The sequence below is a fragment of the Marinomonas sp. G8-14 genome (assembly GCF_055808935.1).
In genome coordinates this window covers 4,389,939-4,414,463 of the sequence record NZ_CM147891.1, presented here as the reverse complement: position 1 = coordinate 4,414,463, position 24,525 = coordinate 4,389,939, and the positions used below count along the sequence as shown (strand labels likewise).

The 24,525-nt window shown below is 43.6% G+C and carries 22 protein-coding genes and 1 pseudogene; 7 read left to right on the top strand and 16 right to left on the bottom strand.

From position 1 onward, the window contains the following. Nucleotides 1–98: 98 nt before the first annotated feature. The 8 genes from traF to astE form a co-directional block, all read right to left on the bottom strand. Entirely contained in the window at nt 99–1,379 is a 1,281-nt protein-coding gene (gene traF, locus AC0L6V_RS22570) for a conjugal transfer protein TraF (RefSeq protein WP_409419120.1), read from the bottom strand. A 305-nt stretch (nt 1,380–1,684) separates the two neighbouring features. Beyond that, nucleotides 1,685–2,479 carry a 3-deoxy-manno-octulosonate cytidylyltransferase gene (kdsB, locus tag AC0L6V_RS22565; protein ID WP_265220585.1) on the bottom strand — a complete coding sequence of 265 codons (795 nt, stop codon included), beginning with the start codon at nt 2,477–2,479 and terminating at the stop codon, nt 1,685–1,687. Beyond that, nucleotides 2,479–2,727, bottom strand: coding sequence for a hypothetical protein (locus AC0L6V_RS22560; RefSeq protein WP_265220584.1), 249 nt, complete (start codon nt 2,725–2,727; stop codon nt 2,479–2,481). Before AC0L6V_RS22560 ends, kdsB begins: the two co-directional genes overlap by 1 nt. 31 nt (nt 2,728–2,758) lie before the next feature. Then, a complete protein-coding gene (locus AC0L6V_RS22555) occupies nt 2,759–3,061 on the bottom strand; it encodes a hypothetical protein (protein WP_418138629.1) in 303 nt (100 codons plus the stop codon). A 3-nt stretch (nt 3,062–3,064) separates the two neighbouring features. Then, the gene (gene kdsA, locus AC0L6V_RS22550; RefSeq protein ID WP_265220582.1) at nt 3,065–3,931 is read right to left on the bottom strand and encodes a 3-deoxy-8-phosphooctulonate synthase; all 867 of its coding nucleotides are present in this window, start codon (nt 3,929–3,931) and stop codon (nt 3,065–3,067) included. Between the two features lie 118 nt (nt 3,932–4,049). After that, on the bottom strand, nt 4,050–5,024 hold the full coding sequence (locus tag AC0L6V_RS22545) for a KpsF/GutQ family sugar-phosphate isomerase (protein WP_265220581.1): 975 nt from the start codon (nt 5,022–5,024) through the stop codon (nt 4,050–4,052). A gap of 118 nt (nt 5,025–5,142) precedes the next feature. Beyond that, nucleotides 5,143–6,120 (bottom strand): zinc ABC transporter substrate-binding protein ZnuA, encoded by a 978-nt coding sequence (znuA, locus tag AC0L6V_RS22540; RefSeq protein ID WP_265220580.1) that lies wholly within the window; start codon nt 6,118–6,120, stop codon nt 5,143–5,145. A 104-nt stretch (nt 6,121–6,224) separates the two neighbouring features. Continuing rightward, complete coding sequence (gene astE, locus AC0L6V_RS22535; RefSeq protein WP_409419118.1) at nt 6,225–7,241, bottom strand: succinylglutamate desuccinylase; 1,017 nt, start codon at nt 7,239–7,241, stop codon at nt 6,225–6,227. A 242-nt stretch (nt 7,242–7,483) separates the two neighbouring features. On the opposite strand from astE, the gene AC0L6V_RS22530 reads away from it, so the two are divergent. The 3 genes from AC0L6V_RS22530 to hemE all read left to right on the top strand — a co-directional run bounded on the left by AC0L6V_RS22530 (nt 7,484) and on the right by hemE (nt 10,042). Next, nucleotides 7,484–8,020: an NUDIX hydrolase gene (locus AC0L6V_RS22530; protein ID WP_265220577.1), complete on the top strand. Its 537-nt coding sequence runs from the start codon at nt 7,484–7,486 to the stop codon at nt 8,018–8,020. Beyond that, a complete protein-coding gene (locus tag AC0L6V_RS22525) occupies nt 7,977–8,786 on the top strand; it encodes a DUF2927 domain-containing protein (RefSeq protein ID WP_265220576.1) in 810 nt (269 codons plus the stop codon). The genes AC0L6V_RS22530 and AC0L6V_RS22525 overlap by 44 nt, the downstream gene beginning before the upstream one ends. A 161-nt stretch (nt 8,787–8,947) precedes the next feature. Further along, nucleotides 8,948–10,042, top strand: coding sequence for a uroporphyrinogen decarboxylase (hemE, locus tag AC0L6V_RS22520; protein WP_418139105.1), 1,095 nt, complete (start codon nt 8,948–8,950; stop codon nt 10,040–10,042). Between the two features lie 56 nt (nt 10,043–10,098). Here the strand turns inward: hemE and AC0L6V_RS22515 are convergent, their stop codons facing one another. Beyond that, a complete protein-coding gene (locus tag AC0L6V_RS22515) occupies nt 10,099–10,467 on the bottom strand; it encodes a hypothetical protein (protein ID WP_265220575.1) in 369 nt (122 codons plus the stop codon). Between the two features lie 137 nt (nt 10,468–10,604). On the opposite strand from AC0L6V_RS22515, the gene AC0L6V_RS22510 reads away from it, so the two are divergent. Beyond that, nucleotides 10,605–10,943: a P-II family nitrogen regulator gene (locus tag AC0L6V_RS22510; RefSeq protein ID WP_111607907.1), complete on the top strand. Its 339-nt coding sequence runs from the start codon at nt 10,605–10,607 to the stop codon at nt 10,941–10,943. 91 nt (nt 10,944–11,034) lie between these two features. Here AC0L6V_RS22510 and AC0L6V_RS22505 read toward each other — a convergent pair whose 3' ends face one another. The 5 genes from AC0L6V_RS22505 to AC0L6V_RS22485 form a co-directional block, all read right to left on the bottom strand. Continuing rightward, the gene (locus AC0L6V_RS22505) at nt 11,035–11,745 is read right to left on the bottom strand and encodes an ABC transporter permease (protein WP_265220574.1); all 711 of its coding nucleotides are present in this window, start codon (nt 11,743–11,745) and stop codon (nt 11,035–11,037) included. A 3-nt stretch (nt 11,746–11,748) separates the two neighbouring features. Next, nucleotides 11,749–12,438 carry an ABC transporter permease gene (locus tag AC0L6V_RS22500; RefSeq protein ID WP_265220573.1) on the bottom strand — a complete coding sequence of 230 codons (690 nt, stop codon included), beginning with the start codon at nt 12,436–12,438 and terminating at the stop codon, nt 11,749–11,751. Between the two features lie 148 nt (nt 12,439–12,586). Then, complete coding sequence (locus AC0L6V_RS22495; protein ID WP_418138628.1) at nt 12,587–13,345, bottom strand: transporter substrate-binding domain-containing protein; 759 nt, start codon at nt 13,343–13,345, stop codon at nt 12,587–12,589. Between the two features lie 77 nt (nt 13,346–13,422). Next, nucleotides 13,423–14,130 carry an ABC transporter ATP-binding protein gene (locus AC0L6V_RS22490; protein ID WP_473482386.1) on the bottom strand — a complete coding sequence of 236 codons (708 nt, stop codon included), beginning with the start codon at nt 14,128–14,130 and terminating at the stop codon, nt 13,423–13,425. 200 nt (nt 14,131–14,330) lie between these two features. Next, nucleotides 14,331–15,362: a GlxA family transcriptional regulator gene (locus tag AC0L6V_RS22485; protein WP_265220744.1), complete on the bottom strand. Its 1,032-nt coding sequence runs from the start codon at nt 15,360–15,362 to the stop codon at nt 14,331–14,333. Between the two features lie 294 nt (nt 15,363–15,656). Between AC0L6V_RS22485 and AC0L6V_RS22480 the strand changes: the two genes are divergently transcribed. Both AC0L6V_RS22480 and AC0L6V_RS22475 read left to right on the top strand, forming a co-directional pair. Continuing rightward, a complete protein-coding gene (locus AC0L6V_RS22480) occupies nt 15,657–20,474 on the top strand; it encodes an NAD-glutamate dehydrogenase (protein ID WP_265220568.1) in 4,818 nt (1,605 codons plus the stop codon). A gap of 55 nt (nt 20,475–20,529) precedes the next feature. Further along, nucleotides 20,530–21,766: pseudogene (locus AC0L6V_RS22475) on the top strand (aspartate aminotransferase family protein). 55 nt (nt 21,767–21,821) lie between these two features. Here AC0L6V_RS22475 and AC0L6V_RS22470 read toward each other — a convergent pair. Beyond that, nucleotides 21,822–22,616, bottom strand: coding sequence for a PhzF family phenazine biosynthesis protein (locus AC0L6V_RS22470; RefSeq protein ID WP_418138627.1), 795 nt, complete (start codon nt 22,614–22,616; stop codon nt 21,822–21,824). Nucleotides 22,617–22,899: 283 nt separating this feature from the next. Here AC0L6V_RS22470 and sbmA point away from each other — a divergent pair, with 283 nt between their 5' ends. Then, entirely contained in the window at nt 22,900–24,180 is a 1,281-nt protein-coding gene (gene sbmA, locus AC0L6V_RS22465; protein WP_265220565.1) for a peptide antibiotic transporter SbmA, read from the top strand. Between the two features lie 103 nt (nt 24,181–24,283). Here the strand turns inward: sbmA and AC0L6V_RS22460 are convergent, their stop codons facing one another. Continuing rightward, nucleotides 24,284–24,493: a hypothetical protein gene (locus tag AC0L6V_RS22460; RefSeq protein ID WP_265220564.1), complete on the bottom strand. Its 210-nt coding sequence runs from the start codon at nt 24,491–24,493 to the stop codon at nt 24,284–24,286. Nucleotides 24,494–24,525: the final 32 nt, after the last annotated feature.

The following is a 24,525-nucleotide window of genomic DNA, read 5'->3' as shown; positions in this document are numbered from 1 at the left end:
CATACCACACAGCCCTGCATGCGAAAACGCCTACCACTGAGATAAAAAAAGCCGAGGACATCTAAAGTCATCGGCTTTTCTTATGAAATCTTTACATTTTAGAAGGCAGTATCGTAGCCAATTGAGAAATAACCACCGCGTGGCAAATCATCACCGTCTTCGTCTTTCACCGTATCGAGTGCAACAGCAAGATCAATATTGAGACGTTTCAAGAATGTTAAGCCGAGAGAAGCGTAGCTAAGTTCGGTACCAACCATATTCTGACGGTAGCCCACACGAATACCAGGTAGGAAATGCGAATCACCGTAGTAAGACAAAGAAGCAGCCGCCCATTGGTATTCATCTCCTACGGCATCTTTTACTTCATTGGTATCGTAGGAAACACCCAAAGTCACTTGCTTGCCTTTAGTGGATACTGCGGCATCAATTGTGGTTTGCATTTCCATGACGTAATCTTCGCTGGCGGTTAATTTACCTTTATTAATTAAACGTCCAGCTGCAGCACAACTTTCCGTCGCACAGCTTTGGTTAATTGGCGCCCCATCAAATTCAGGCTCATTGATGTTAGCAACCGTCACGCCCACTTGGTAATAATTAGACACCCAAACAGCCCCCAAATCGAGACTTACCCCCGTACTACTAACGGCATCATCAGAAATGGCGTCGGAAATGGCATCGTCAGCGTTATCACTTTCATCGCTTAAAGACACAAGCGCACGACCCATAGAAATATCATGTAGGCTGGCTTTTGCGCCACCTATCAACATACCATGATCGTTTTGCCACATAGATTGACTGTAGCCTAGGCCAATTTGTAGATCTGTTGCAGTTTTGGCTTGGAAAGAAGTGTCCGTTACTAACTCATCCGAACCATTTACCGTAATATCGTCGGTAATCACATTAGCACGCGCCACACCAGAAAGACTGGCGTCTAGCATGAAAGCTCCATTGTTTTTAGTTTTATAAATCAATGGCATAAAAGGAACTTGCATGCTTGCAGAGACCTTTATGTAAGCCGTATCACCTATTTCATTTAGTATGCCATTTGCTTTGTTAAGGGCATTATTCGCTTCCGTCGCATTGGCATAGGTAGCATCAATTAGATCTTCGAGCTCTTCTGCGCGATCATCCAAATCACTTACATCGCCCATCTCAACACCAATACTCAATGGGCCTAAAATACCAAATCGGAAACTATCATTATCATCTTGATTGACCATCAAAAAAGGCGCTGCGGGATTTCCAAGCGCAGTCGATAAAGCTCTAATATTCGGTGCACTGCTTAAAGTAAAACTAGAGCCTACAGGGTGGTTAACAGGCATCGCCGACATTACAGCGGTACTCAACAAACTCATAGAAACAATCGCCATTTTTTTCATTACGGAATCCTTCATAAAACAAGTATAAACAACGGTAAGATAGTCTATCTCAACAAAGATAATTGTAAGACTTTTTTTACACATTTCATACAATATTAAGACAATTTAATCGCCATTCCCGCAACAAAATAAAACAAAAAGATATAAATAACCCTTCAAAAAGCAGATTATTGAATAAAAAGCCACATATTGAACCTATTAGATATAAAAATAGACTGGAATTTGTACAAATTAAGAACAAAAAAAGTGGCAGATATGAATACATCTTGCCACTTTCTTGGGGGATACTTTTTCAAACTGTCGAACTAATTCACATCCAAAGACAACTGATAACGAAGCTTCTCCAGGTCTTCAGGTGTATCAACACCATGGGTCGGCAACCCATCCGCGAGCGCCACTTGCACCTTGATACCTTGATGCAAAAAACGTAGCTGCTCAAGCTTTTCCCAACGCTCTAATGGTGACATAGGCAGATCGGTGTATTTAGCCAGCAAACTAGCTCGATAAACGTACAAACCTATGTGGCGAAGAGCGGGGAAATCAACAGGCAAAAAGCCCGTTTTTTCAGTATTGCTAGCAAAACCATCCCTGTCCCAAGGCATGGGGGCACGACTGAAATACAGCGCACGCTGTTTCTCATCACAAACCACTTTCACCACATTAGGGTTAAAGAAATCTTCAACCTGATCAATCACACAAGCAACCGTCGCCATCTCGGCTTCTTTGTCTTGGTTTAGCGCAATCACACTGGAGTGAATCAAGTTAACAGGCAAAAAAGGCTCATCGCCTTGTACGTTGACGACGATCTCATCCCCTTTCCAGCCTTTTTTAGCCGCCACTTCAGCCAAACGTTCGGTACCATTTTCATGGTCATCACGGGTCATCACAACAGACGCCCCAAACGCTAATGCCGCTTGTTCGATAACCTCGTGATCTGTCGCCACAGTGACCGATTGTGCCCCCGCTTTTAGCGCCAGTTCATAAACCCATTGCAACACGGGTTTGCTACCTAAGTCTGCCATCAATTTTTGCGGAAAACGCTGAGAAGCGTAACGAGCAGGAATAACAATGTGAAAATCAGGTAAAGATTGCATGGTCATTATTTTTCAAACTCCGGTTTTTGCGCCAATTCATAAGCTTGCTCTAAAGGCATACGAGATGCCAACACCATGTCAGCCACTTCCCGTGCGACACCTTCGCCAGCGCTCTTATTCAGCACTAGGTGACAATAACGCTGCACTAAAATATGTGCATCTGCTGGACATAAGGCCACACCAACATTTGGCATGACCTGAAGATCAATCACATCATCGCCCACGTAAGCGGCTTCCGCTGAGGTAATGCCCAACTGCGCTATCAACTCATTAAATGCGGCGGCTTTATTGTGACAACCAGGGTAAAAATGCGCGACCTTGAGCCTCTTTCATCCTTTGTCTCAATGGGGCGGAGTCTTTCGCGGTAATCACGGCTACCTGAACGCCCCACTGTGGCAATAGCTTCATCGCCACACCATCTTTGACATTGAAGCGCTTTAGGGTTTCCCCATGCTCGGTATATAACAGACGACCATCGGTTAAAACGCCATCCACATCAAACACAACCAACTTCAAAGCTTGTAATGTTGGCAGCAAAGTTAGATCGTTGTTCAATACTGGATAAGAAGTCAGAAAAGCCATATCCATTTATTAAGCACTCGTATCCAATTCTTCAAAGGTTTTCACCAACTCATCAAGCTGCTTCATTTGCTTTAGGAACGGCGCTAATTTGCCCAAAGGCAACGCACACGGCCCATCGCATTTTGCATTGTTTGGGTCTGGGTGTGTTTCTAGGAACAAACTCGATAAGCCAAGCGACATGCCTGCACGAGCCAATTCTGTCACTTGCGCACGGCGACCATCCGCTGAATCTTCACGACCGCCCGGACGCTGCAAAGAGTGTGTCACGTCAAACATGACAGGGAAACCAAACTTTTTCATTTCGCCAAAACCCAGCATGTCGACGACTAGGTTGTTATACCCCATCATGGTGCCACGCTCACACAACATAAGTTGATCATTTCCAGCTTCTTGGCATTTTGTCAGGATATGCTTCATCTCATGAGGGGCTAAGAACTGGGCTTTTTTAATGTTAATAACCGCGCCCGTTTTCGCCATCGCAATAACTAAATCCGTTTGGCGCGATAAGAACGCCGGCAATTGAATCACGTCTGCCACTTCCGCCACAGGTGCACATTGGTAAGCCTCGTGTACATCGGTAATCACAGGCACACCAAATGTCTCTTTGATCTCTTGCAGAATTTTTAACCCCTCTTCCATACCTGGGCCACGGAAAGAGTTAATAGACGAGCGGTTCGCCTTATCAAAGGAGCCTTTAAACACATAAGGAATGCCCAGCGCTTCCGTCACTTTTACATGTTCTTCTGCAACGCGCATGGCCAAATCGCGAGATTCCAATACGTTAACGCCACTGAACAACACAAAAGGAAGATGGTTAGCCACTTCAATTTTGCTACCAATTTTAATGATTTTTGATGCCTGAGATAGCTGTGTCATGAGAACTCCATTATTAATCTAAGTTAACGCACACTTACGCTTCAGCGTGCGATATAAATAAGGTAGATACTGTATTTGATGCCGCAAGCACTATAATCTTGCAAAGGCACCTTATGGCTTATCGATCGTAAATCTCTAAAATTCCAGATAAGTTTTTCGCATCGTCCACGACCACGAGCAAGGTGATTTTATCGCGCAGCATTTGCTCTTCCGCTTGCACTATCATCACATTCTCATTGATGGTTTTAGGATTAGGCGTCATCAAGCTTGCCATGGTTTTGTGTATCATGCCCTCGCTTTCTTTTAACATAGCGCGACGCAAGTCACCATCGGTGAAGATTCCCAACAATTTCCCCTCATCCTGAATTAAAACGACGCCCATTCTACCGTGAGTCATGACGGAAATAGCGTCTTTTAAGGTGGTGTTTGGTGCGCAAATAGGAAGATTATCTTTGTGCATAAGATCTTTGACACGAGTCAGCAGCTTACGACCTAGGCTGCCACCAGGATGAAATCGAGCAAAGTCTTGTGGCTGAAAATTGCGGCACTCCATCAAAGCAACGGCCAATGCATCCCCCATGGCGGTTGTCATTGTGGTCGACGTAGTGGGGGCAAGATTGTTCGGGCAAGTTTCTTTATCGATAGAAAGGTCTAATACGCAATCACAGTGTTTCGCCAAAGTAGAGTCTATATTTCCGACCATGGCAATACTGGGATTACCGAAGCTTTTTAATGAAGGCAGCAAACGCATAAGCTCTTCTGTTTCACCTGAAAAACTGATCAATACTAAAACATCTTCAGGTTGAATCATCCCCAAATCCCCGTGGAAGGCTTCACCAGGATGAAGAAAGAAACTGGGTGTACCGGTCGAAGCGAGCGTGGCGGCGATTTTTTTACCAATCAATCCGGATTTGCCCATACCGCAAATAATCGTGCGGCCTTTACTGGTTAGAATCATTCGAACCGCTTTAGCAAACTCTTCGGTGACTTGATTCACCAAGTTAGCCAGAGCTTGTGCTTGGGTAGATAGAGTGCGTCGAGCACTCTCAATAAGCACATCGGAGTCAATACTCTTAATAGATGGGTCGCTCATACAGCCTCTCAACTCAGCGTAATAATCAGAAAGTGCCATTATTATACAGAGGAGAGAGCAAGTCGCCTATCAAAGAGCGGTTTTTCCTCTCTGACAAGCGACCCAAAAGCGGAGATCATTACCCTAAGCAGTTAAGAAATTGCCCACTCAAACTGTCTAAGAAAGAAAAATACGCGTTCGTACCCATTTTTATCTGACTACCTAGAGGATCAAGAGGAGCGGTTTTTACATTAGAACCTTCTAACAAGGTTTTGACAATAGCTGGGCTAAACTGCGGCTCGCTGAAAACACATTGAACCTTGTTTTCTTCAATTTCATGACGAATTTCCGCCACTTTTTTCGCCCCTGGTTTGCGCTCTGGACTGACGGTAATTTCACCGACATTTTGCAGCCCATAATGCTGTTCAAAATAGCTGTAGCCATCATGAAAGACGATATAAGGCACTTTATTCACTTTATTCAGTGCGTTACGAATTTCGGCGTCTTTCGCACCCAGGCCTTTTTCAAACGATACTAAGTTGCCTTTGTAATAGTCGGCATTGGCAGAATCCAAAGAAACCAAACGGGCCGTCACAGCTTTTGCCAGCACTAAAGCGTTATCTGGTGATAGCCAAACATGTGGATCAATACCAGAATGGTCATGCCCTTCATGCCCTTCATGCCCTTCGTGCTCATCATGGTGTTCGTGATCGTCATGCTTTTCATGATCATCATGCTTTTCATGATCATCATGCTTTTCATGATCGTCATGGTGCTCTTCCGCAAAGTTATGCAGCTTCATCCCTTCCAAGGCAAGCCATTCAATCGAAGAGGCTTCTTTGCCTGCATTCTCAAGCGGCTTTTCTAAAAACCGCTCTAGGGATTCCCCTACCCACACCACAGTATCGGCATCGGTGATCTTTTTCAGGTCTGAAGGGCGCATCGCAAAATCATGAGGCGAAGCAGTACTCGATACAATTTGTTGAATATCCGCTTTATCACCCGCAATCGCAGCAACAACCATAGAAACAGGCTTAATACTGGTAGCAATGACAGGTTTGGCTAAAGCCAAAGGCGATAAAACAGAAACACCTAGCGCAAGAAATACTTTATTCATTTTCAACACCATATAAACGTTATAACGTAACAATACGACATAAAAAAAGAGATTCAAGGGGTTACCTCAAATCTCTTTAGCGTCTAAGCGAAAATAACGACTGATTAGATTAACGACAACGCGTCTACCGATATCGCTCGCACAACCAACCCCGCTCTCTGACCAACCGGCAGATTGGTATTCGGAAATACAATGGCATCACCGGTTCGCTTTACCCGATACACGCTTTTTTTCGATTGCGCTAGAGGGTAACCCTCAGTAAATTGGGTAAAGTTTTTAGTATTCTGATCAATATTTAACTCGTAACTGTCATCGTCTTTAACAAGTGCGTCCAATACATTAAAAATACACAAAGAAGACAAGGATGACTCAGCCAAACAGCCTTTTTCCAACAGTTGGCGTAGATTTTTTTCCAATGCAGTAAAACACGACAAATCATTCTGCCCAAATGGATAGACCTTGCCTAACTCAACTGTAAAAGCATGCGCACCATGCACAGAATAACTGTAATAAGAAAACGTCGTTGTCGGTTGATGTGATAAAAGCACCGCTTCAATCTGACTGGCCGCAAAAAAAGCCAATTGCTGTTTACTATAATGCGCGTTCTCGACAAATGGATAAACTACAAACTTTTCATGCATCGAGCCACGAATAGCCGTGTGCAAGTCATAGTGCAGCCGAATATGTTCGCTGTCGGTCGATGATAAAGCATAAAAATCATTCACCGCCATCTCAAGCCGTTCGGCTCTTTGCACCTCAATCCCAGCATAATTCCGCCAAGCACCACTGAACAACCGGTTCAAATTAACGTCACAAAAGCGCGTCGCAGCATTCGCGGCAACCGGATGACCTATGATCACCAATAAACGCACGCCTAAGGTCAACTTACCGGCTAAAATATCCCTCACCAGCTGATTAATTAACTCCATTGGGCCCGTTTCGTTACCGTGAATACCAGCGGATAAAACTACACTGACGCGACTTTTTCGATTTGGTTCAAGTCGTAAAATCCCCGTCTCTTCCACAACGCCAGTACCACTGGAAAAAGTAAATTGAAAGGGTGCCATACCGTTGGGATTTGCCAATGTTAAGGCCAAAAAATCATGGTTTAAAATGGTCATTTTCCCTACCCAATTAAGTCGAAAATAAACATCATAATAGCGTTTTTTTAGCAATGGGAGCTCATCTTTTAGAGGGTCGTGCGGAAAACAGAAAAATAGGTCGCTTTTAAGACAAATGACATAAGTAACCTGTTTGCTTTATGATCGACTACTCTTATTAATAACCAAGAAGTCTTTTCTTTCAGAGAAAATGCCGATACCCTTTCCCTTTCTATTCGTAGCACCATTAAATTGAGTATTTTATGCCCGAAAATGACGAAGTCATTATCCTAGTCGACCAAAACAACACCATTATTGGCGATGTACCACGACACCTAATGAACTTTGGCAGAGATTACCACCGTGTCACCTACATTTTAGTGTTCAATACGAAAGGTAATTTAATCGTTCAAAAACGTACAGACGACAAAGCCTTCTGTCCGGGTTATTACGGCATTACAACAGGCGGAGTGGTTGAAAAAAACGAGTCTTACATAGATTCTGCACACAGAGAACTGCAAGAAGAATTAGGTTTTGATGCCCCTCTCACAAGCCAAGGCGTCTTTTTCACAGAGGGGAAAGGTTTTAAAATTTGGGGCAAAATTTATACTTGTCACTATGATGAAGCCATCCATGGTGAACTTACCTTACAGCCCAAAGAAGTCGCTTCTGTACATGAAATGGCCATTGACGACATTCTACTTAACAGAAATAATCTTTCCTTTACACCTGACTCATTAGAAGCACTTCGCCATTATGCGCATAAGCTTACGCAACCTAAAGACAGCGACCCGCTATAGTATTGGCCTCTTCACTCTTTTTGTTGCCTCTTACTCTTTAGGGCAAGAGCGTTGGCAACAGGATGATTACATAGAAGCAAGCTTCATAAAAATTGCTTTAGAACGAGAATACAAAGAAACCAAACACCCTAAACTGATACGCTGGAATAAACCTATTAAGCTGTTTTTTGAAAGCGATCAGGGTGATGCCAGCTTGCAAAAAGAACTGCTCAGTGTCCACGCTCAGCACCTTGCCCACATAACAGGCCTGACTATTGATTTTACGACCTTGCCTGAACAAGCCAATATTTTTGTCATTTTTACGTCTTATGACAACATGGAAAACAAGGTGCGCCAGTACATAGGTGATCCAGAAACAATCCGTAAAGCACTCGACGAAGCGATCTGCCTAGGTAATTTTAGCCGTAATAGCAAATACGAAATAACCAAGGGCAGCATTATTATCCCTGTCGACTACGCCCGCAGAAAAGCGCGCTTTTTAGATTGTATCGTGGAAGAGATCACACAACTACTGGGACTTCCAAACGATTCTAATGACGTATTTCCTTCGGTTTTTAATGATGTCAGCATAGACACCTACATCAGTCCATTGGATTATTTACTGCTTAAAGCCCTCTATTCTCACCACCTAAAACCCGGTATGGACGTTAAACAAACCAAAGCGGCGTTTCCCAAAGTGTTAGCCGAGTTGCATGCCAATAAAGACATCGAAAATGCTGTACAACGGGTGCAAAAAAACAGTTTAAAAACTTATCTTGGTGATTAATGATTCGCCCCATATAGCCATCAACAAACCCTGCGATAGATCAATAATATTGGCCTTTTAGTCCACCTTCTCATAAATTGTGCTTATTCACTCTGCTTTTCCTACATAAGTTAGGTAAAATGCGTCAACTGAAAATTTACACTGGAGAGTACTAATGTTTCCTGAGCCTCAAAAATGATCGCTTTTTGCGCGCATTACTCAAACAACCTGTCGACACTACCCCTGTATGGATGATGAGACAGGCCGGACGTTACCTACCAGAGTATCGTGCTAGCCGCGCTACCGCAGGCGATTTTTTGAGTCTTTGTAAAAACGATGCATTTGCTTGTGAAGTCACGCTGCAACCACTTGAACGCTATAATCTAGATGCCGCCATTCTATTCTCGGACATATTAACCATTCCAGATGCAATGGGTTTAGGACTGTACTTTGAGACAGGCGAAGGCCCCAAATTTAGACACACCATTCGCGGCAAAGCCGATGTCGATGCCATCCCAGTTACTCAAGCAAACGACTTAGATTATGTGATGAAGGCGGTAACAACCATTCGCCACGCACTCAATGGGCATGTCCCCCTTATTGGCTTTTCTGGTAGCCCATGGACACTGGCAACCTATATGGTGGAAGGCGGTTCTAGCAAAGATTTTCGCCACATTAAAGCCATGATGTACCGTTCGCCTGACATCTTACACGCGCTATTAGATAAACTGGCAAAATCCGTTACAGCGTATTTAAACGGTCAAATATTGGCCGGCGCACAAGCCTTACAAATCTTTGATACTTGGGGAGGCGTATTAAGTGGCCCAATGTATCAACAATTTTCGTTACTCTACATGAAGCAGATTTTAGATGGCCTTATCCGTGTTCATGAAGGAAAACGAATCCCTGTCATCTTATTTACGAAAAACGGTGGTCAATGGTTGGAAAACATGGCTGCCACAGGGCCCGACGCACTTGGTTTAGACTGGACGACCGATATCGCGGAAGCACGAGCGCGTGTGGGCCAGAGCGTGGCTTTACAAGGTAACATAGACCCTTGTGTTCTGTATGCAGGCAAAGATGTAATTGAGCGTGAAGTAGAAAACGTCTTATCAGGCTTCGGCACAGGTAGTGGACACGTATTTAATCTTGGTCATGGCATTCATCAATTCGTACACCCTGATCACCCTAAATATTTGATTGATGCGGTTCACAAACTTGGACGAAAATACCATGAACCTAAATACGATGACTTAGACGCATTAAACGGTCTTTAATCGGTAGATCCACGTATTAGCTCGGAGCCAATTACCACGTTTGGTGCCGAGCTACATCACGCTACCAACGACTCAAGACCTTGCAAACAGAGTAACTCGGCACTTTTCTTTTGTTTTTTCCAACCACCATCAGACGCTACCAACAAACGCTCGAACGACTCATTAAGGTAGCAACAAACATGATCTATCCCTCGACCATCAAGCCAAGACAACCGTGCTAAAACGTGGCCCGTTGACATAGGAATCAACACCAGCCTTAAAAGCAAACAACGTTTTACGCCACTTACCTGATAACAAGCCACATTTTGAGGCGTTGACACACTGGATAGGCGAATGCCCTCTCTTGTGGATAATACACTGGCAATATCCGCAAACAATGACGCAGCTTTGTCCATAAATTGCTCGCTCGATGTTATTTTTTTCATTTCAAGCCCTCCTACTCCGATAAAATCACACACAGACCACTATTAAATGTAGATCATAACCCTCTAGCCTGTGGCGACTTTTACAATAGAGTGGTATTTTTAGGTTAAATAATGCTTTATTCGTATGGAGAAGAAACATGAAATTGATTACGGCGATTGTTAAGCCTTTTAAACTGGATGAAGTGCGTGAAGCACTGTCTGAAATTGGGATTAACGGCATAACCGTCACGGAAGTGAAGGGATTTGGGCGCCAACGAGGTCACACTGAATTATATCGTGGTGCAGAATATGTGGTCGATTTTTTGCCGAAAGTAAAACTTGAGCTCGCGGTTGAAACAGACCAAGTAGAACGCGCTATTGAAGCGATTCAACACAGTGCTAATACTGGTAAAATTGGCGATGGTAAAATTTTCGTTACCGCCCTTGAACAAATCATTCGTATTCGTACTGGCGAAACAGGCGCGGATGCAATCTAGATCCATTGGTGCGTCTTGCAGCGCACACTTAAAGCACTAAACATAAAAAAGAGGCCTTGGCCTCTTTTTTATGTTTGCAACCTCGTTGACGCTAGCCTTTATCAGGAACTTTAATAGATAAAGTCCCTAAATAACGATTCTGACGTTGCTCTATTTGACGAAAAATGGCAATGATGACAATACTAATGACCAAATAAATGGCACCTGCCGCCAAGAATATTTCCATTGGCGTATAGGTTCTAGCAATAATAGTTCTCGCCATTCCCGTTAGATCCAAAATGGTAATAGTACTCGCCAATGCACTGCCCTTGAGCATCAGAATGATTTCATTACCATAAGCTGGTAATACGATACCAAATGCACGCGGCAATAGAACACGACGATACATTTGCGTTTTTGTCATACCGATCACCTTGCAAGCTTCCACTTCTCCTGGAGGGATGGCCTGAATCGCCCCACGAAAGATCTCCGCTGTATAAGCTGACGTATTCAGAGTAAAAGCGATGATTGCACACCAAAATGGCTCTTTCAGTATCGGCCAGAACACACTTTCTCGAACAACATCAAATTGTGAGGCACCGTAGTAGACCAAAAAGATCTGCACCAATAACGGCGTACCACGAAAGAAAAAAATGTAAGCAAAAGGGATTGCTCTTATCCAAGCCACAGGAGAGATCCGCGCTAAAGCGATAGGCAAAGCAAAAACACCACCAAGCACAATGGATATCATCACTAATTGAATACTGACCCAAGCCCCCTCAAGCAAACGAGGGAAGTATTCAACAACTACCGAAAAGTCCATACACTATCCTCTCGTTAAACCACGGCTTGCGCGTTTTTCCAAATAAGAAACGAATACCATAGAAATAATGGTCAACGCCAAGTACATAAAAGCGGCCACCAAATAAAACAAAAACGCTTCTTTGGTGCTACTCACAGCAATATTTGCCTTACGCATAATATCGTCTAGACCTACAACCGACACTAACGCCGTATCTTTTAACAGAACAAGAAACAAATTCCCAAGCCCAGGTAACGCAATTCGCCATACCTGCGGCAAAATAATTCGATAAAATTTTCGAATCGGCCCCATCCCTAAAGCAGTTGCCGCTTCATGCTGGCCTTTTGGTATAGATTGTAACGCGCCGCGAAACACTTCAGTTGCATAGGCACCAAAAGTCAAACCAAGCGCCGTGACACCCGCCGCGAATGCCCCTACCTCGATGTATTCGTCGTAGCCAAAAAGCCCAGCAACTGCCATCAAAACACTGGTTGCACCAAAGTAAATGATAAGTACGGTAAGGAGTTCGGGAATGCCACGAATAATGGTGGTATAGCCATGAGCAATCCACCTAAGAACTTTGAAAGAGGATAATTTAGCAGAAGCGCCTAATAATCCTAAAACTAAGCCAACAAACAGCGAACACATTGCCAGCTCCAAGGTCACAACAGCACCCTGTAGTAGCTGATCACCGAAGCCATGAAGATCAATCATAGTTTTTTCTCAGACTAAGCTTAACATCAGCCTATCGACATAAAATATCGATAGGCTGCAAGAAATATCAACTCTATAACTAGACCGAAAAATCCACACATGACTTAACGGGTAAATCATGCGCTAGACTATTCGAGCTCCAGTCAACTTAGTAGATAGAGAACGGGAAGTACTTAGCGTTAATCTTCTGATAAGTGCCATCCGCTAAGATCTGATCCAACGCTTTGTTCAGTTTTTCTTTTAACTTGTCATCCCCTTTACGAACCGCGATACCAATGTTATCCGTCTTCATGAAGGCATCACCTTTAAATTCAAACTTAGCACCACTCTCGGATGTTTTTAACCAGTTATATGTCGGTAGCTCATCAGATAAAACGATGTCTAAACGACCCGCCACTAAATCCAAATAGACGTTATCTTGGTTATCGTAAAATTTAAGATCCGCTTTACCTGTGAAATTGTCTTCTAGGTATTGTGCACCAAGGGTTGCGCGCTGCGCACCAATAGTCTTACCAGAAAGATTATTCAAATCAAAATTGTCTCCTACACGCCCCATGAAACGCAGACCGCCAGAATAGTATTTATTTGTAAAATCAACGACTTTTAGACGATCTTCGGTAATTGACATAGACGCAATAATGGCGTCGAATTTGCGTACTTTCAGGCCAGGGATCAAACCATCCCAATCTTGGGTAAGAATCTCACAATCTGCTGCCATTTTTGCGCACAATGCACGGGCAATATCAACGTCAAAACCCTGTGGTTTTCCCGCTTCATCAATAAAGTTAAATGGATCCCAAGCACCTTCTGTTACAAAACGCACTTTGTCAGCCGCCTGTACAGACACCGTTGACAACGCCGCTGTTAGCAACAACGCTGAGCCTAACACTACTTTTTTCAATTTCATTATAATCCCCTTGGAATATTTGTTTATTTGATCATTTTTGCTTTTTATAATGTCTTACTTAAGTAATTAAGCATGGCCTAAAACACACTAGATAAAAACGCCTTACAACGCTCCGATTTTGGTGCACTAAAAACCTGACTTGGTGTACCTTTTTCCTCTACGACGCCTTGATGAAGGAATACGACATCACTGGATACTTCACGAGCAAAATTCATTTCGTGAGTCACAATCAGCATAGTACGCCCTTCTTCCGCTAAATTGCGCATAACGCCCAATACTTCACCCACTAGCTCAGGATCCAAAGCAGAAGTAGGTTCATCAAACAGAATAACTTGAGGGTCCATGGCCAATGTTCTAGCGATAGCAACACGTTGCTGCTGGCCACCAGATAGCTGATTGGGATACATGTTCTTTTTCTCAGCAATGCCGACTTTTCGCAATAAATGCTCAGCGTACTCAGCCACTTCGTGTTTCGGACGCTTTAGAACATGCAATGGCCCTTCCATGACATTTTGTAAAATCGTCATATGAGGCCACAAATTAAAACTTTGAAACACAAATCCTATCTGCTGACGCATCTGAGTGAGTTGTTTCATGTTATTTGCGACCAAATCGGATTCGCCTTGAACCAGATCGAGCTTATTGCCATTGAAGACAATCTCACCCCGTGTTGGATTTTCAAGCATGTTAATGCAACGCAAGAAGGTACTTTTACCTGAACCACTGGATCCAAGAATGGAAATGACATCACCGTCATAGGCTTTTAGGGAAATGCCCTTTAACACCTCAATATCGCCAAACGTTTTGTGAATATCAATGAGGCTCTAACGCCGGGACTTTCGACATGTTTTCTACCTTTTTCATTTTATAAATTTATTATTTTTGACGTAAAATAGCACAACACTGGACTAATAAAAGCAAACAGCTTGCGCAATTAAGTAGAATACAAGAATCACGCCAAAAACAATTTACCCCATATTTTAAGTTACTTTTTCCATAACTGCCTCTTTTTCTTGTCCATTTGGACAGGCGCTGGGCTTTTATTGTGCATTGTTTTATAAATTGTATTGCGTTCTTCCCTAGGTGTAATGCCAAAAAAACCCTTATAGGTGGTACTAAAATGGGGCGCAGAACCAAACCCACACGCTACTCCCACCTCAGTGATACTCTTGTCCGTCTGAGTAATCAGCTGTTTGGCATGCTGTAAACGTAATTCTAAATAATAACGCGAAGGCACTATGTCTAAATTACTTTTAAAAAGGCGCTCTAAGTGTCGTCTAGATACACCAACATGATAGGCAATATCATCCGAAGACAAAGGCTCTTGAATGTTGGCTTCCATTAGCTGCACAGCCTCAACCAATTTTGGCTGTCCAGTACCAATTCTAGCCTGCAATGGAATTCTTTGAGGATCTTCATGAGTGCGAATACGCTCACAAACAAACTGTTCAGAAATACTACTCGCTAAGGACATACCATGCTGCTTACCAATCAAAAACAGCATCATATCCATAGCCGCTGTGCCACCACTGCAAGTATAACGATCTCTATCAACTTCAAACAGGTGGTTGGACACAATCGTTTGTAGAAATTCGTCACGCAGATTCGCCAAACTTCGCCAATGAATCGTTGCGCGGTAACCATCTAGCAGGCCGGCTTTTGCTAATAAGTAACTTCCCGTGCATACTCCGCCCAGAGAAATCTTTCTTTTAGCTTGTTTTTTTATCCAATTTTCTAAAGTCTCACTTTCGTTTTTTATCACTGGCGACGCACCACACACAAAAATCGCATCCAAATCACTCGGCGCGTCACTTGTCAGGTAGTCAGATACGGTTGTAACCCCCGTATTTGAAGGGATTTGTTTTTCTTCATGACTGATCGTGCAAAAAGAATATAGCTCTTTTCCTGTCACCCAGTTCGCCATATGCAGTGTTTCAATGGCGGAAGAAAAACCCAGCATAGAATAATGCGGTAAGAGCAAAAAACCGTATTTTAATGGCTTCTTGCTCGCCTGCATGATTTCTCTTGATGCGAATTCGGTCTTGTACAAAATATTATCCTGCGAACTATAGACAAAAAAGGAGTTTATTTCGTTTAAAATGGATAACAAAGGTTTTTTTCGTCTTGAGCAAGACTTTTTTAGCCCAATTAACCAGACATCACAACAATATGTCGCAATTAGATAAGTTACTAACTATCAAAGGAGTGAATTTTTCATAATAATCTTATCAAGAGTCCAAACCTTGTACTTTCATAACATTGCACTACCTACTAGTTTTATTAAGAACACCACAACGAGGGATGAGTTCTAATGACTGATCATAAAAAAAGCGAATTAATCGAACGCGTCGAAGTAGAAATAAACGAACACTTCAATGCGACCGAAGCCAATAACCTGATTCAACTTGCCCACCTCTACTTTCAGGACTCTTTAACGGAAGATTTGGTCAATGAATCCATTGAGAACCTGTACGGCACCATCGTCTGCTTATGGGATTTCTTACAACAACGTCCAGTTAATCAACCAAAAGTTCGTGTTTACAATCCAAACTACGAAGAACACAGCTGGCAATCTACACACACGGTTATCGAAATTCTAACCGATGACATGCCTTTCCTTGTGTCATCTTTCAATATGGCACTCGTTCGTCTTGGCCACACCATTCATATGACATCTCATCCTGTGGTGCCAGTTGAACGTAATAAGAAAGGCGAATTGCAAGGTATTAACCTTGAATCTAAAACACATGAAGCCCTAATGCGATTTGAGATCGACCGTTTGTCTGATATCAACTTGCTGGATAAGATTAAAGAAGAACTGCTTAGCAGTTTAGTCGATGTGAAAAAAACCGTAGCTGATTGGCCTACGATGAAAGCGCGATTAAACGAAATCATCAAAGAATCTGAACAATTAGCCCATTTAAAAGGCAATGAAGAACACCAAGAAATCCTTGATTTCTTACGTTGGGTAGAAAACGACCACTTCACCTTTATTGGCTTTCGCGCTTATGACCTCGCCGTTGAAGACAATGAAACCCATCTAAAATTGGTTGAAGGTTCTGGCTTAGGCACGTTCCGCGACATCAACGATAAAAAAGTGAAACGCGACATTGTATTAGAAAATAACTTGGCCAAACTCGCTGTTGACAGTAACAACATCCTAATTTTGACCAAGTCGACAGCGGTATCAACGGTTCATCGTCCTGTTCACCTTGATTACCTTGGCATCAAACGCTTCGATAAGAAAGGCAACGTGATTGGAGAATGGCGCTTCTTTGGCTTATATTCTTCTGCGGCTTACATTGCTCGCTTACAAGACATTCCATTACTGCGCAAAAAACTCAACGTCATTGTTGAAAAGGCCAATGTGGATCCAAACAGCCACAAGGGCAAAAATCTAAAACACATTCTAAATAGCTACCCTCGTGATGAGATGCTGCAAGCGCCAGTGGATGAACTTTTCGTCACGATTGAAAGCATTCTTGCGATTCAAGAGCGTCGCCAATTGCGTGTATTCCTGCGCAAAGACATTTATGGCCGCTTCTTGAATGCACTCGTCTATGTGCCAAGAGATCGTTACAACACAGAATTGCGCATAAAAATGCAAGACATTCTGATGAATGCGTGCAACGGTACCAGCTCAGAATTTAACGTGCAGTTTTCTCAGCTAGTCTTGGCGCGAGTCAACTTTACGATTCAGATTGCCGATCCTAGTCAAAGCCCAACCATCGACGTAGAAGACATTCAACGTAAGATGCAAGATGCGATGAGTTCATGGGAAGACAAATTACTCAATGCCTTACATAAGAGCCATGGCGAAGAAAACGGCAACCGCCTTTTCAACAATTATGTCGCCTACTTACCTGCAGCCTACCGTGAAGACTTTTCTCCAAATGCCGCGGTACTAGACATTGAGCGTTTAAGCCAATTAGCGGGCGAAGGAGATACATCGACACACATTTATCGTCAAGTTGGTCAAGCAAAAAACAATTACTTCTTTAAAGTATATGGCGCTGGCACCACGCTGGTCTTGTCAGACGTATTACCGATATTGGAATACATGGGACTACGAGTTCTAGAAGCTCGCCCATATGAACTGGACCAAAATGGTGATGGCACAACTAATACATGGGTAGTTGAATTTGCCATCAGTGTTGACGCTGATGTGAATTTAGAGAAAAACACTCAACGCGAAGCCTTCCAAGACGCCTTCAATCAAATCTTCCGTCGTCGTGTTGAAAACGACCGCTTTAACGCCCTCGTTCTAAGCGCGTCATTAACATGGCGCCAAGTGACTATGCTGCGCGCGTTGACGAAATACTTGATGCAGTTACAAGTACCTTTCTCGTTGCAGTACATGCAACAAACCTTAGAGAAAAATGCCAGTATTGCTCGTCTGTTGGTACAATTGTTTGAACAACGCTTTGATCCAAGCCAAGAAGCCAAACGTGACGAAAAAGTACAAAAGCTACTGGAAAAAATCGATCTAGAGTTGGATCAAGTGGCCAACTTGGATGAAGACCGCATTCTGAAGCACTACCTTTCTGTGATTCAAGCCATGTTGCGTACTAACTTCTATCAAGCTGGTGCGGAAGGTGAAATCAAAGACTATGTGTCTTTCAAATTGGACCCTTCATTAATTCCAGCGGTTCCTTTACCGCGTCCGAAATTCGAAATTTTCGTGTATGCGCCTTGGGTCGAAGGTATCCACATGCGCGGTGGTAAAGTGGCCCGTGGTGGTCTGCGCTGGTCTGATCGTATGGAAGACTTCCGTACCGAGGTACTTGGCCTCGTCAAGGCGCAAATGGTGAAAAACGCGGTTATCGTACCTTCTGGTGCCAAAGGTGGCTTCGTTGCCAAGCAATTGAAAAAGAACGCGTCTCGTGAAGAAGTTCAGGCAGAAGTTATCCACTGCTACACTACGTTCATTAGCGGCTTATTAGACATTACCGATAACCTAATCAAAAACGAAGTGGTGCCACCATTGTCTGTGCTTCGTTACGACGAAGACGACCCATATTTGGTGGTTGCAGCCGATAAAGGTACAGCCACTTTCTCTGACTTAGCGAACAGTATTTCGGCGAAATATAACTTCTGGCTAGGTGACGCCTTTGCTTCTGGCGGTTCAAATGGGTATGACCATAAGAAAATGGGCATTACAGCACGTGGTGCTTGGGAATCCGTTAAACGCCAGTTCAAAGAAATTGGCGTCAATTGCCAAACCACAGACTTCACGGCGGTTGGTATTGGTGACATGGCGGGCGACGTATTTGGCAACGGCATGTTGTTGTCGAAACATATTCAGTTGGTTGCGGCGTTTAACCACATGCATATTTTCATCGACCCAACGCCTGATGCCGCCTCTTCTTTTGTGGAACGTGAACGCATGTTCAAGTTGCCTCGTTCTTCTTGGGAAGACTACAACAAGGAACTTATTTCAAAAGGTGGCGGTGTCTTCAACCGTTCCGCCAAATCCATTCCTATTAATGCCGATATTCGCAAGGCGTTAGGTATTGAAGGCAATGTCAAATCCATGGCACCAACGGAGCTGATCAACGCTATCCTAAAAGCCCCTGTAGACCTGCTTTGGAATGGCGGTATCGGCACGTATGTAAAATCCGAAACAGAGTCCCATGCGGATGCGGGAGACAGTGCAAATAATAGTCTACGTGTTAATGGTAAAGAGTTGCGCTGCAAAATCGTTGGTGAAGGCGGTAACCTAGGGTTAACACAACTTGGCCGTATTGAGTTTGCTCAGAAAGGCGGCTTAATCAGTACCGATGCCATTGATAACTCGGCGGGTGTGGACAGCTCGGATCATGAAGTCAACATCAAGATCCTACTTAACCGCGTGGTGGAAAACGGCGACTTAACCGAGAAGCAACGCAACAGCTTGTTAGCAGAAATGACCGATGAAGTCGGTAACTTAGTGCTACGCCATAACCGTGGTCAAAGTCATCTATTGTCTTTAGCCAATGCGCAGGCGCCAGAACGCTTGGCCGATCACTGGCGTTTGATTCAATCCTTGGTACGTGAAGGTCGCTTAAACCGCGAGATTGAATATTTACCGAGTGATGCACAGATCAAAAAACGCCTAAATAAAGGACAAGGTTTAACGCGTCCGGAAATTTCAGTGTTATTGGCCTATTCGAAAATCAAACTGTCTGAACAGTTGGTAGAAGATGGCATTGGCGAAGATGTCGATTTGACAACACAAATCAACGAATACTTCCCAACCCAATTGACCAAGCATTTTGGCGGTCAAATGGCGTCACACCCATTGATTCAAGAAATCATTGCTGGACATGTAACCAACAATCTTGGCAATCGTATGGGACCCACCTTTAGCACTTATATGCAAGAGGAAACCAGTGCCTCGTCTTTAAATGTTGTTCGAGCTTATATGGCCGCAGAAGACATTTTTGGCATTCCAGCACTTTGGGACGCTGTCAACAGTTTGGACTTCACCGTTGAAAACACCGTTTTAAACGGCTTACTGATTCGGATTCAAGGACTATTAGAACGGGCGACACTTTGGCTATTACGCAATACGCGTGAAAGCCTATCTATTCAGCGCCTAAAAGACGCTTACAAGCCTGGCGTTGAAGTCATTAGAGCCAATATGCAGGCAATTTTGACAGAATCCAGTCAAGCTCACTTGGCTGATATTACGACTCGTCTCGTCGAGCACAATATCCCAGTTGAAATAGCCGAGAGATTATCGTCTCTTCACTATCTCTTCTACGGATTAGACATTATTCGTGTCGCCGCCAATACAGAAACCGAAGTGTTGGATGTTGCTCAAACTTACTTTGCCCTTGAAATGGACCTAGAGCTGCATTGGTTGCGTCATAAGGTCAGCGAACTATCCGCTGACGATGTATGGCAACGACGTGCAAAAGGTGGGCTTGGCGACGAAATCGATAACAGCCTACGCACTCTCACCCAAGAGGTCATACAATCCAGCGCCGATATCAAGAAGCTGGAACAACGTCTGACTCATTGGCGCGAATCAAACAGTGATAGTATCAAGCATTACCGTGCTACTTTCAGTGAAATTAAAACTGAAAGTGAATTCACGCTTGCAATGATAACTGTCGCTATTCGTGAGTTGAGAAATCTGATATAAACCAAAAGGTGGCCGTCATTGCGGCCACCTATTTTTTAAGAGGCCTTTTTGTAAGATGGATAAAAAAGTGACACAACAAGTAACGAGAGCAACTTTTGACGAAGTAATGGTTCCCAACTATGCACCTTCTGCGATTATTCCAGTGCGTGGTGAGGGCTTCTCGCGTATGGGACAAAGAAGGCAAAGAATACGTCGATTTTGCAGGCGGCATTGCCGTGACTGCATTGGGTCACTCCCATCCAACGCTGGTCAACGTCATGCGTGAGCAAGCTGGGCAAATTTGGCATTTATCCAATGTCATGACCAATGAGCCAGCACTGCGACTAGCGAAAAAATTGACTGAAAAAACCTTTGCTGACCGAGTTTTCTTTGCGAACAGTGGCGCTGAAGCCAACGAAGCTGCGTTTAAATTGGCTCGACGTTATGCGTTTGATCATTTTGGTCCAGAAAAACATGAAATTATTGCTTTTTATAAATCCTTCCATGGCCGTACCTTGTTTACCGTTTCTGTCGGTGGTCAAGCCAAGTACAAAGAAGGGTTTGAGCCAACACCTGGTGGTATTAAGCACTGCGATTACAACAATATCGAGCAACTGAAAGCCATTATTAGCGACAAAACCTGTGCGGTTGTAATGGAGCCAATTCAAGGCGAAGGCGGCATTATTCCTGCTGATATTGAATTTGCGAAACAAGTTCGCGAGTTGTGTGATCAGTACAATGCACTGTTGGTCTACGATGAAGTGCAATCCGGTGTGGGTCGTACAGGTACTCTGTATGCCTACGAGCAACTCGGTGTAACACCTGACGTGCTGACCACAGCGAAAGCACTTGGCAACGGTTTCCCTGTTGGCGCCATGCTAGCCACTGAAAAAGCCGCCAAGAGCCTAGCATTTGGCACACACGGCAGTACTTATGGTGGCAACCCAATGGCTTGCGCCATTGCTGAAGCCGTCATTGATATTATTGATACACCAGAAGTTTTAGGTGGTGTAGCAAAACGCCATGACCAATTTTTTGACGGTCTAAAAGCCATCAACGAAAAGTATCACGTTTTTAAAGACATTCGTGGTATGGGTCTTTTAATGGGGGCAGAAGTCATTGACAGCCTTGCTGGAAAAGCCGGTGAGATTGTGAAAGCGGCTGCTGAAGAAGGCTTGTTTGTGCTTGTTGCTGGTCCTAACGTATTACGTTTAGCTCCGTCTTTAATCATTACTGAACAAGACATTGCCGATGGCCTTGCTCGTCTTGATAAAGCCATTGCCACTGTTATTGCGAATAATCAAACGGCATAACGCGACTTGCACTAGATGAAAACCTTAAAAATCGGACTTCGGTCCGATTTTTTATTTAATCTACATTGATAGAAATCTGCTTATTAAATACCCCTTCCCCGCCAACTTTCACCTGCTTTAATACGCCATCCTCTAAGCTGAGCTGCGTCAATAAACAGGATGGCATGCTCATCGCTCGCCCTTGCTCAAACACGGCTTGCTGATAACCAAAGTGTCGGTTCAAATAACAAGCTAATGCGCCACTTGAGCTGCCTGTGGCCGATTCCTCAGGAATCCCCACCGCGGGGGCAAAATTGCGACAACTGGCGGTATAGAATGATTCTGGCGAGTTCAATTCAAAGACATGAAATCCGACACAATGCTGTTGCTGACAAAAGTGCGACATCGACTCCATATCCACAACAAGAGAATCCAAAAAACCAAACGGTATAGGAACGATGATATCCACTAATCCCGTTGAAACCGCCTGAATAGGCAAACCAGCTTGAGCAATCAACGCGGGCTGAACTCCTAGCATAGGGGCTATTTCTTCTGCGCTAAATTCAGCCAACCACATGGGCAAACTCTGATTCATCAAAACATCACCATTTGGGGTGATCTCGACGGCTAATATACCGGCTTTGGTTTCCTGCTTATAATGCCCAGCAGGAATGTGCTGTAAATGACGCAATAACCAAAAGGCACTTAGGGTCGCGTGACCACAAAAATCCACTTCCACTGTTGGCGTAAAAAATGACAACTGAAAATCTGCACTATCGCTTTGACTCACAAAAGCGGTTTCTGATACACCCACTTGCTTCGCGATAGATTGCTTCTGAACATCCGTTAGCATATCGGCCTGCAAGACCACACCCGCTAAATTCCCCCCTGCCCTGATATCGAAAATGCTTGAATCAGATACACATCAACTCGCGTCATAAAACCTTCCTATTGCCATGATTCGATAGCGTAACAAACTATTTCGCAAAAAATGCCTTCACCATGGCCGATTATCGTCTTTTTTACTGATTCCTGATGAGCCGCTTGATTGTGATTATCACTTGACTGGTTTAAGCTCCGGTAGGGAGTCATTAAACAACTTTGCGTAAATCAATGGCTTATGAACTATTCAACTGATATAGAGAAACGACAACGTGTTTCATTCTTTCTTTCCTAAACCCAAACTCTTCTTTCTTAGCTTTGCTCTGTGGGCACTTGTCTGTGTCATTGGCTGGTATGCTATTGTGCAGGACTTAGGACACATTTTAAGTCTAGGTTCTCTGTTTGGTGTCCACTTTCCTGATGCTTTAGCGGAAGGCGCTGACGCCGCTGCCCAAAGCGCTTTTCAGAGTGCACAAAGTACCGCATTAGATGCTTGGCTATACCAATACATGGTCGTATGTTATGGACTATTTATTGGTGGATGGATGCTCTATGGCGGTCAAAAATGGGGAAAATGGTCTGTCATTGGTTCGGGGGTAATCGTTTTTATTACTTGGTTCCAAGTCCAAGTAAGCGTAATGTTAAATGAGTGGTATGGCAGTTTTTATGATCTTATTCAAAAAGCATTAGCCGAACCAAATAGCATTCTACTATCTGATTACTATGCGGAACTTTCCACTGTTGCGGTAATCATCATGGTCGCTATTACAGTATCCGTATTGAGTAATTTTTTTGTTAGTCATTATGTGTTTCGCTGGCGCACGGCAATGACCAGCTACTACACTTCAAAATGGGATAAAGTACGTCATATAGAGGGTGCTTCACAGCGTATTCAAGAAGACACCATGCGTTTCGCCTCGATTGTAGAAGGACTGGGAGTCAGCCTATTACGCTCAGTTATGACACTCATCGCATTTTTGCCAATTTTATGGGGACTTTCCGGATACGTTAAAACATTACCTCTGATTGGCGAAGTTCCTCAAGCTCTAGTATTTACCGCGATCGTATGGTCCATTTTCGGCACCTTACTGTTGGCTTTAGCGGGGATAAAACTTCCAGGATTGGAATTTAAAAATCAGCGAGTTGAAGCCGCCTATCGAAAAGAATTGGTATATGGTGAAGATTACCATGACCGAGCAACCCCAATGAGCCTCAATGAGTTATTTGAAAATGTGCGTAAGAATTACTTCCGCCTTTATGCAAACTACTTATATTTCAACGTTGTACGTTATGGCTATTTAAACGTAGGTCAATTTGTACCATTGATTGTTCTAGCGCCATCTATTATTGCTGGTGCTTTTACGCTAGGTATCATGCAGAGAGTATTAAACGCTTTTAACCAAGTTGAGAACTCTTTTCAATACTTAATTAATTCATGGACAACCATCGTTGAACTGCTGTCAATTTACAAACGCCTTAAAGCGTTTGAGGCCGCTATCGATAACCAACCGTTACCAGCCGAAGACCAGAATTTTATCGAAACACAACCGTAATTTAATGGCCTGAGTCCGTTTAAACAAAAAGCCCGCTAGATGCACTAGCGGGCTTTTTGTTATTTCGTACAATGCTTTTCAAATAAACGCTTTTTACATCGCATCAAACGTTCACGTTAATATTCTGGCCTAAGTTGTCTGTTGTAGTGTGCGAACCACTACTGGCGGCAGGGGTGACGTTTTTTGTCGCTTCCGCCAATAGCGCCAAATCCTGTTCCGCTTTTTGCTGTTGAGCCGCTTTGGCTAGGTTTGCGCTATAGACTTCGCTGGCATAATCCATCGCAGGACTACTCACACCATTAATACTTGGCATTTTTCCTCCTATCAATTTTTAAACTAATCAAT

Coding starts and splice junctions, on each gene's coding strand:
- traF (WP_409419120.1), bottom strand. CDS start 1,379: ATGAAAAAAATGGCGATTGTTTCTATGAGTTTGTTGAGTACCGCTGTA.
- kdsB (WP_265220585.1), bottom strand. CDS start 2,479: ATGACCATGCAATCTTTACCTGATTTTCACATTGTTATTCCTGCTCGT.
- AC0L6V_RS22555 (WP_418138629.1), bottom strand. CDS start 3,061: ATGGATATGGCTTTTCTGACTTCTTATCCAGTATTGAACAACGATCTA.
- kdsA (WP_265220582.1), bottom strand. CDS start 3,931: ATGACACAGCTATCTCAGGCATCAAAAATCATTAAAATTGGTAGCAAA.
- AC0L6V_RS22545 (WP_265220581.1), bottom strand. CDS start 5,024: ATGAGCGACCCATCTATTAAGAGTATTGACTCCGATGTGCTTATTGAG.
- znuA (WP_265220580.1), bottom strand. CDS start 6,120: ATGAATAAAGTATTTCTTGCGCTAGGTGTTTCTGTTTTATCGCCTTTG.
- astE (WP_409419118.1), bottom strand. CDS start 7,241: ATGACCATTTTAAACCATGATTTTTTGGCCTTAACATTGGCAAATCCC.
- AC0L6V_RS22530 (WP_265220577.1), top strand. CDS start 7,484: ATGCCCGAAAATGACGAAGTCATTATCCTAGTCGACCAAAACAACACC.
- AC0L6V_RS22525 (WP_265220576.1), top strand. CDS start 7,977: ATGCGCATAAGCTTACGCAACCTAAAGACAGCGACCCGCTATAGTATT.
- AC0L6V_RS22515 (WP_265220575.1), bottom strand. CDS start 10,467: ATGAAAAAAATAACATCGAGCGAGCAATTTATGGACAAAGCTGCGTCA.
- AC0L6V_RS22510 (WP_111607907.1), top strand. CDS start 10,605: ATGAAATTGATTACGGCGATTGTTAAGCCTTTTAAACTGGATGAAGTG.
- AC0L6V_RS22505 (WP_265220574.1), bottom strand. CDS start 11,745: ATGGACTTTTCGGTAGTTGTTGAATACTTCCCTCGTTTGCTTGAGGGG.
- AC0L6V_RS22500 (WP_265220573.1), bottom strand. CDS start 12,438: ATGATTGATCTTCATGGCTTCGGTGATCAGCTACTACAGGGTGCTGTT.
- AC0L6V_RS22495 (WP_418138628.1), bottom strand. CDS start 13,345: ATGAAATTGAAAAAAGTAGTGTTAGGCTCAGCGTTGTTGCTAACAGCG.
- AC0L6V_RS22485 (WP_265220744.1), bottom strand. CDS start 15,362: ATGCAGGCGAGCAAGAAGCCATTAAAATACGGTTTTTTGCTCTTACCG.
- AC0L6V_RS22480 (WP_265220568.1), top strand. CDS start 15,657: ATGACTGATCATAAAAAAAGCGAATTAATCGAACGCGTCGAAGTAGAA.
- AC0L6V_RS22460 (WP_265220564.1), bottom strand. CDS start 24,493: ATGCCAAGTATTAATGGTGTGAGTAGTCCTGCGATGGATTATGCCAGC.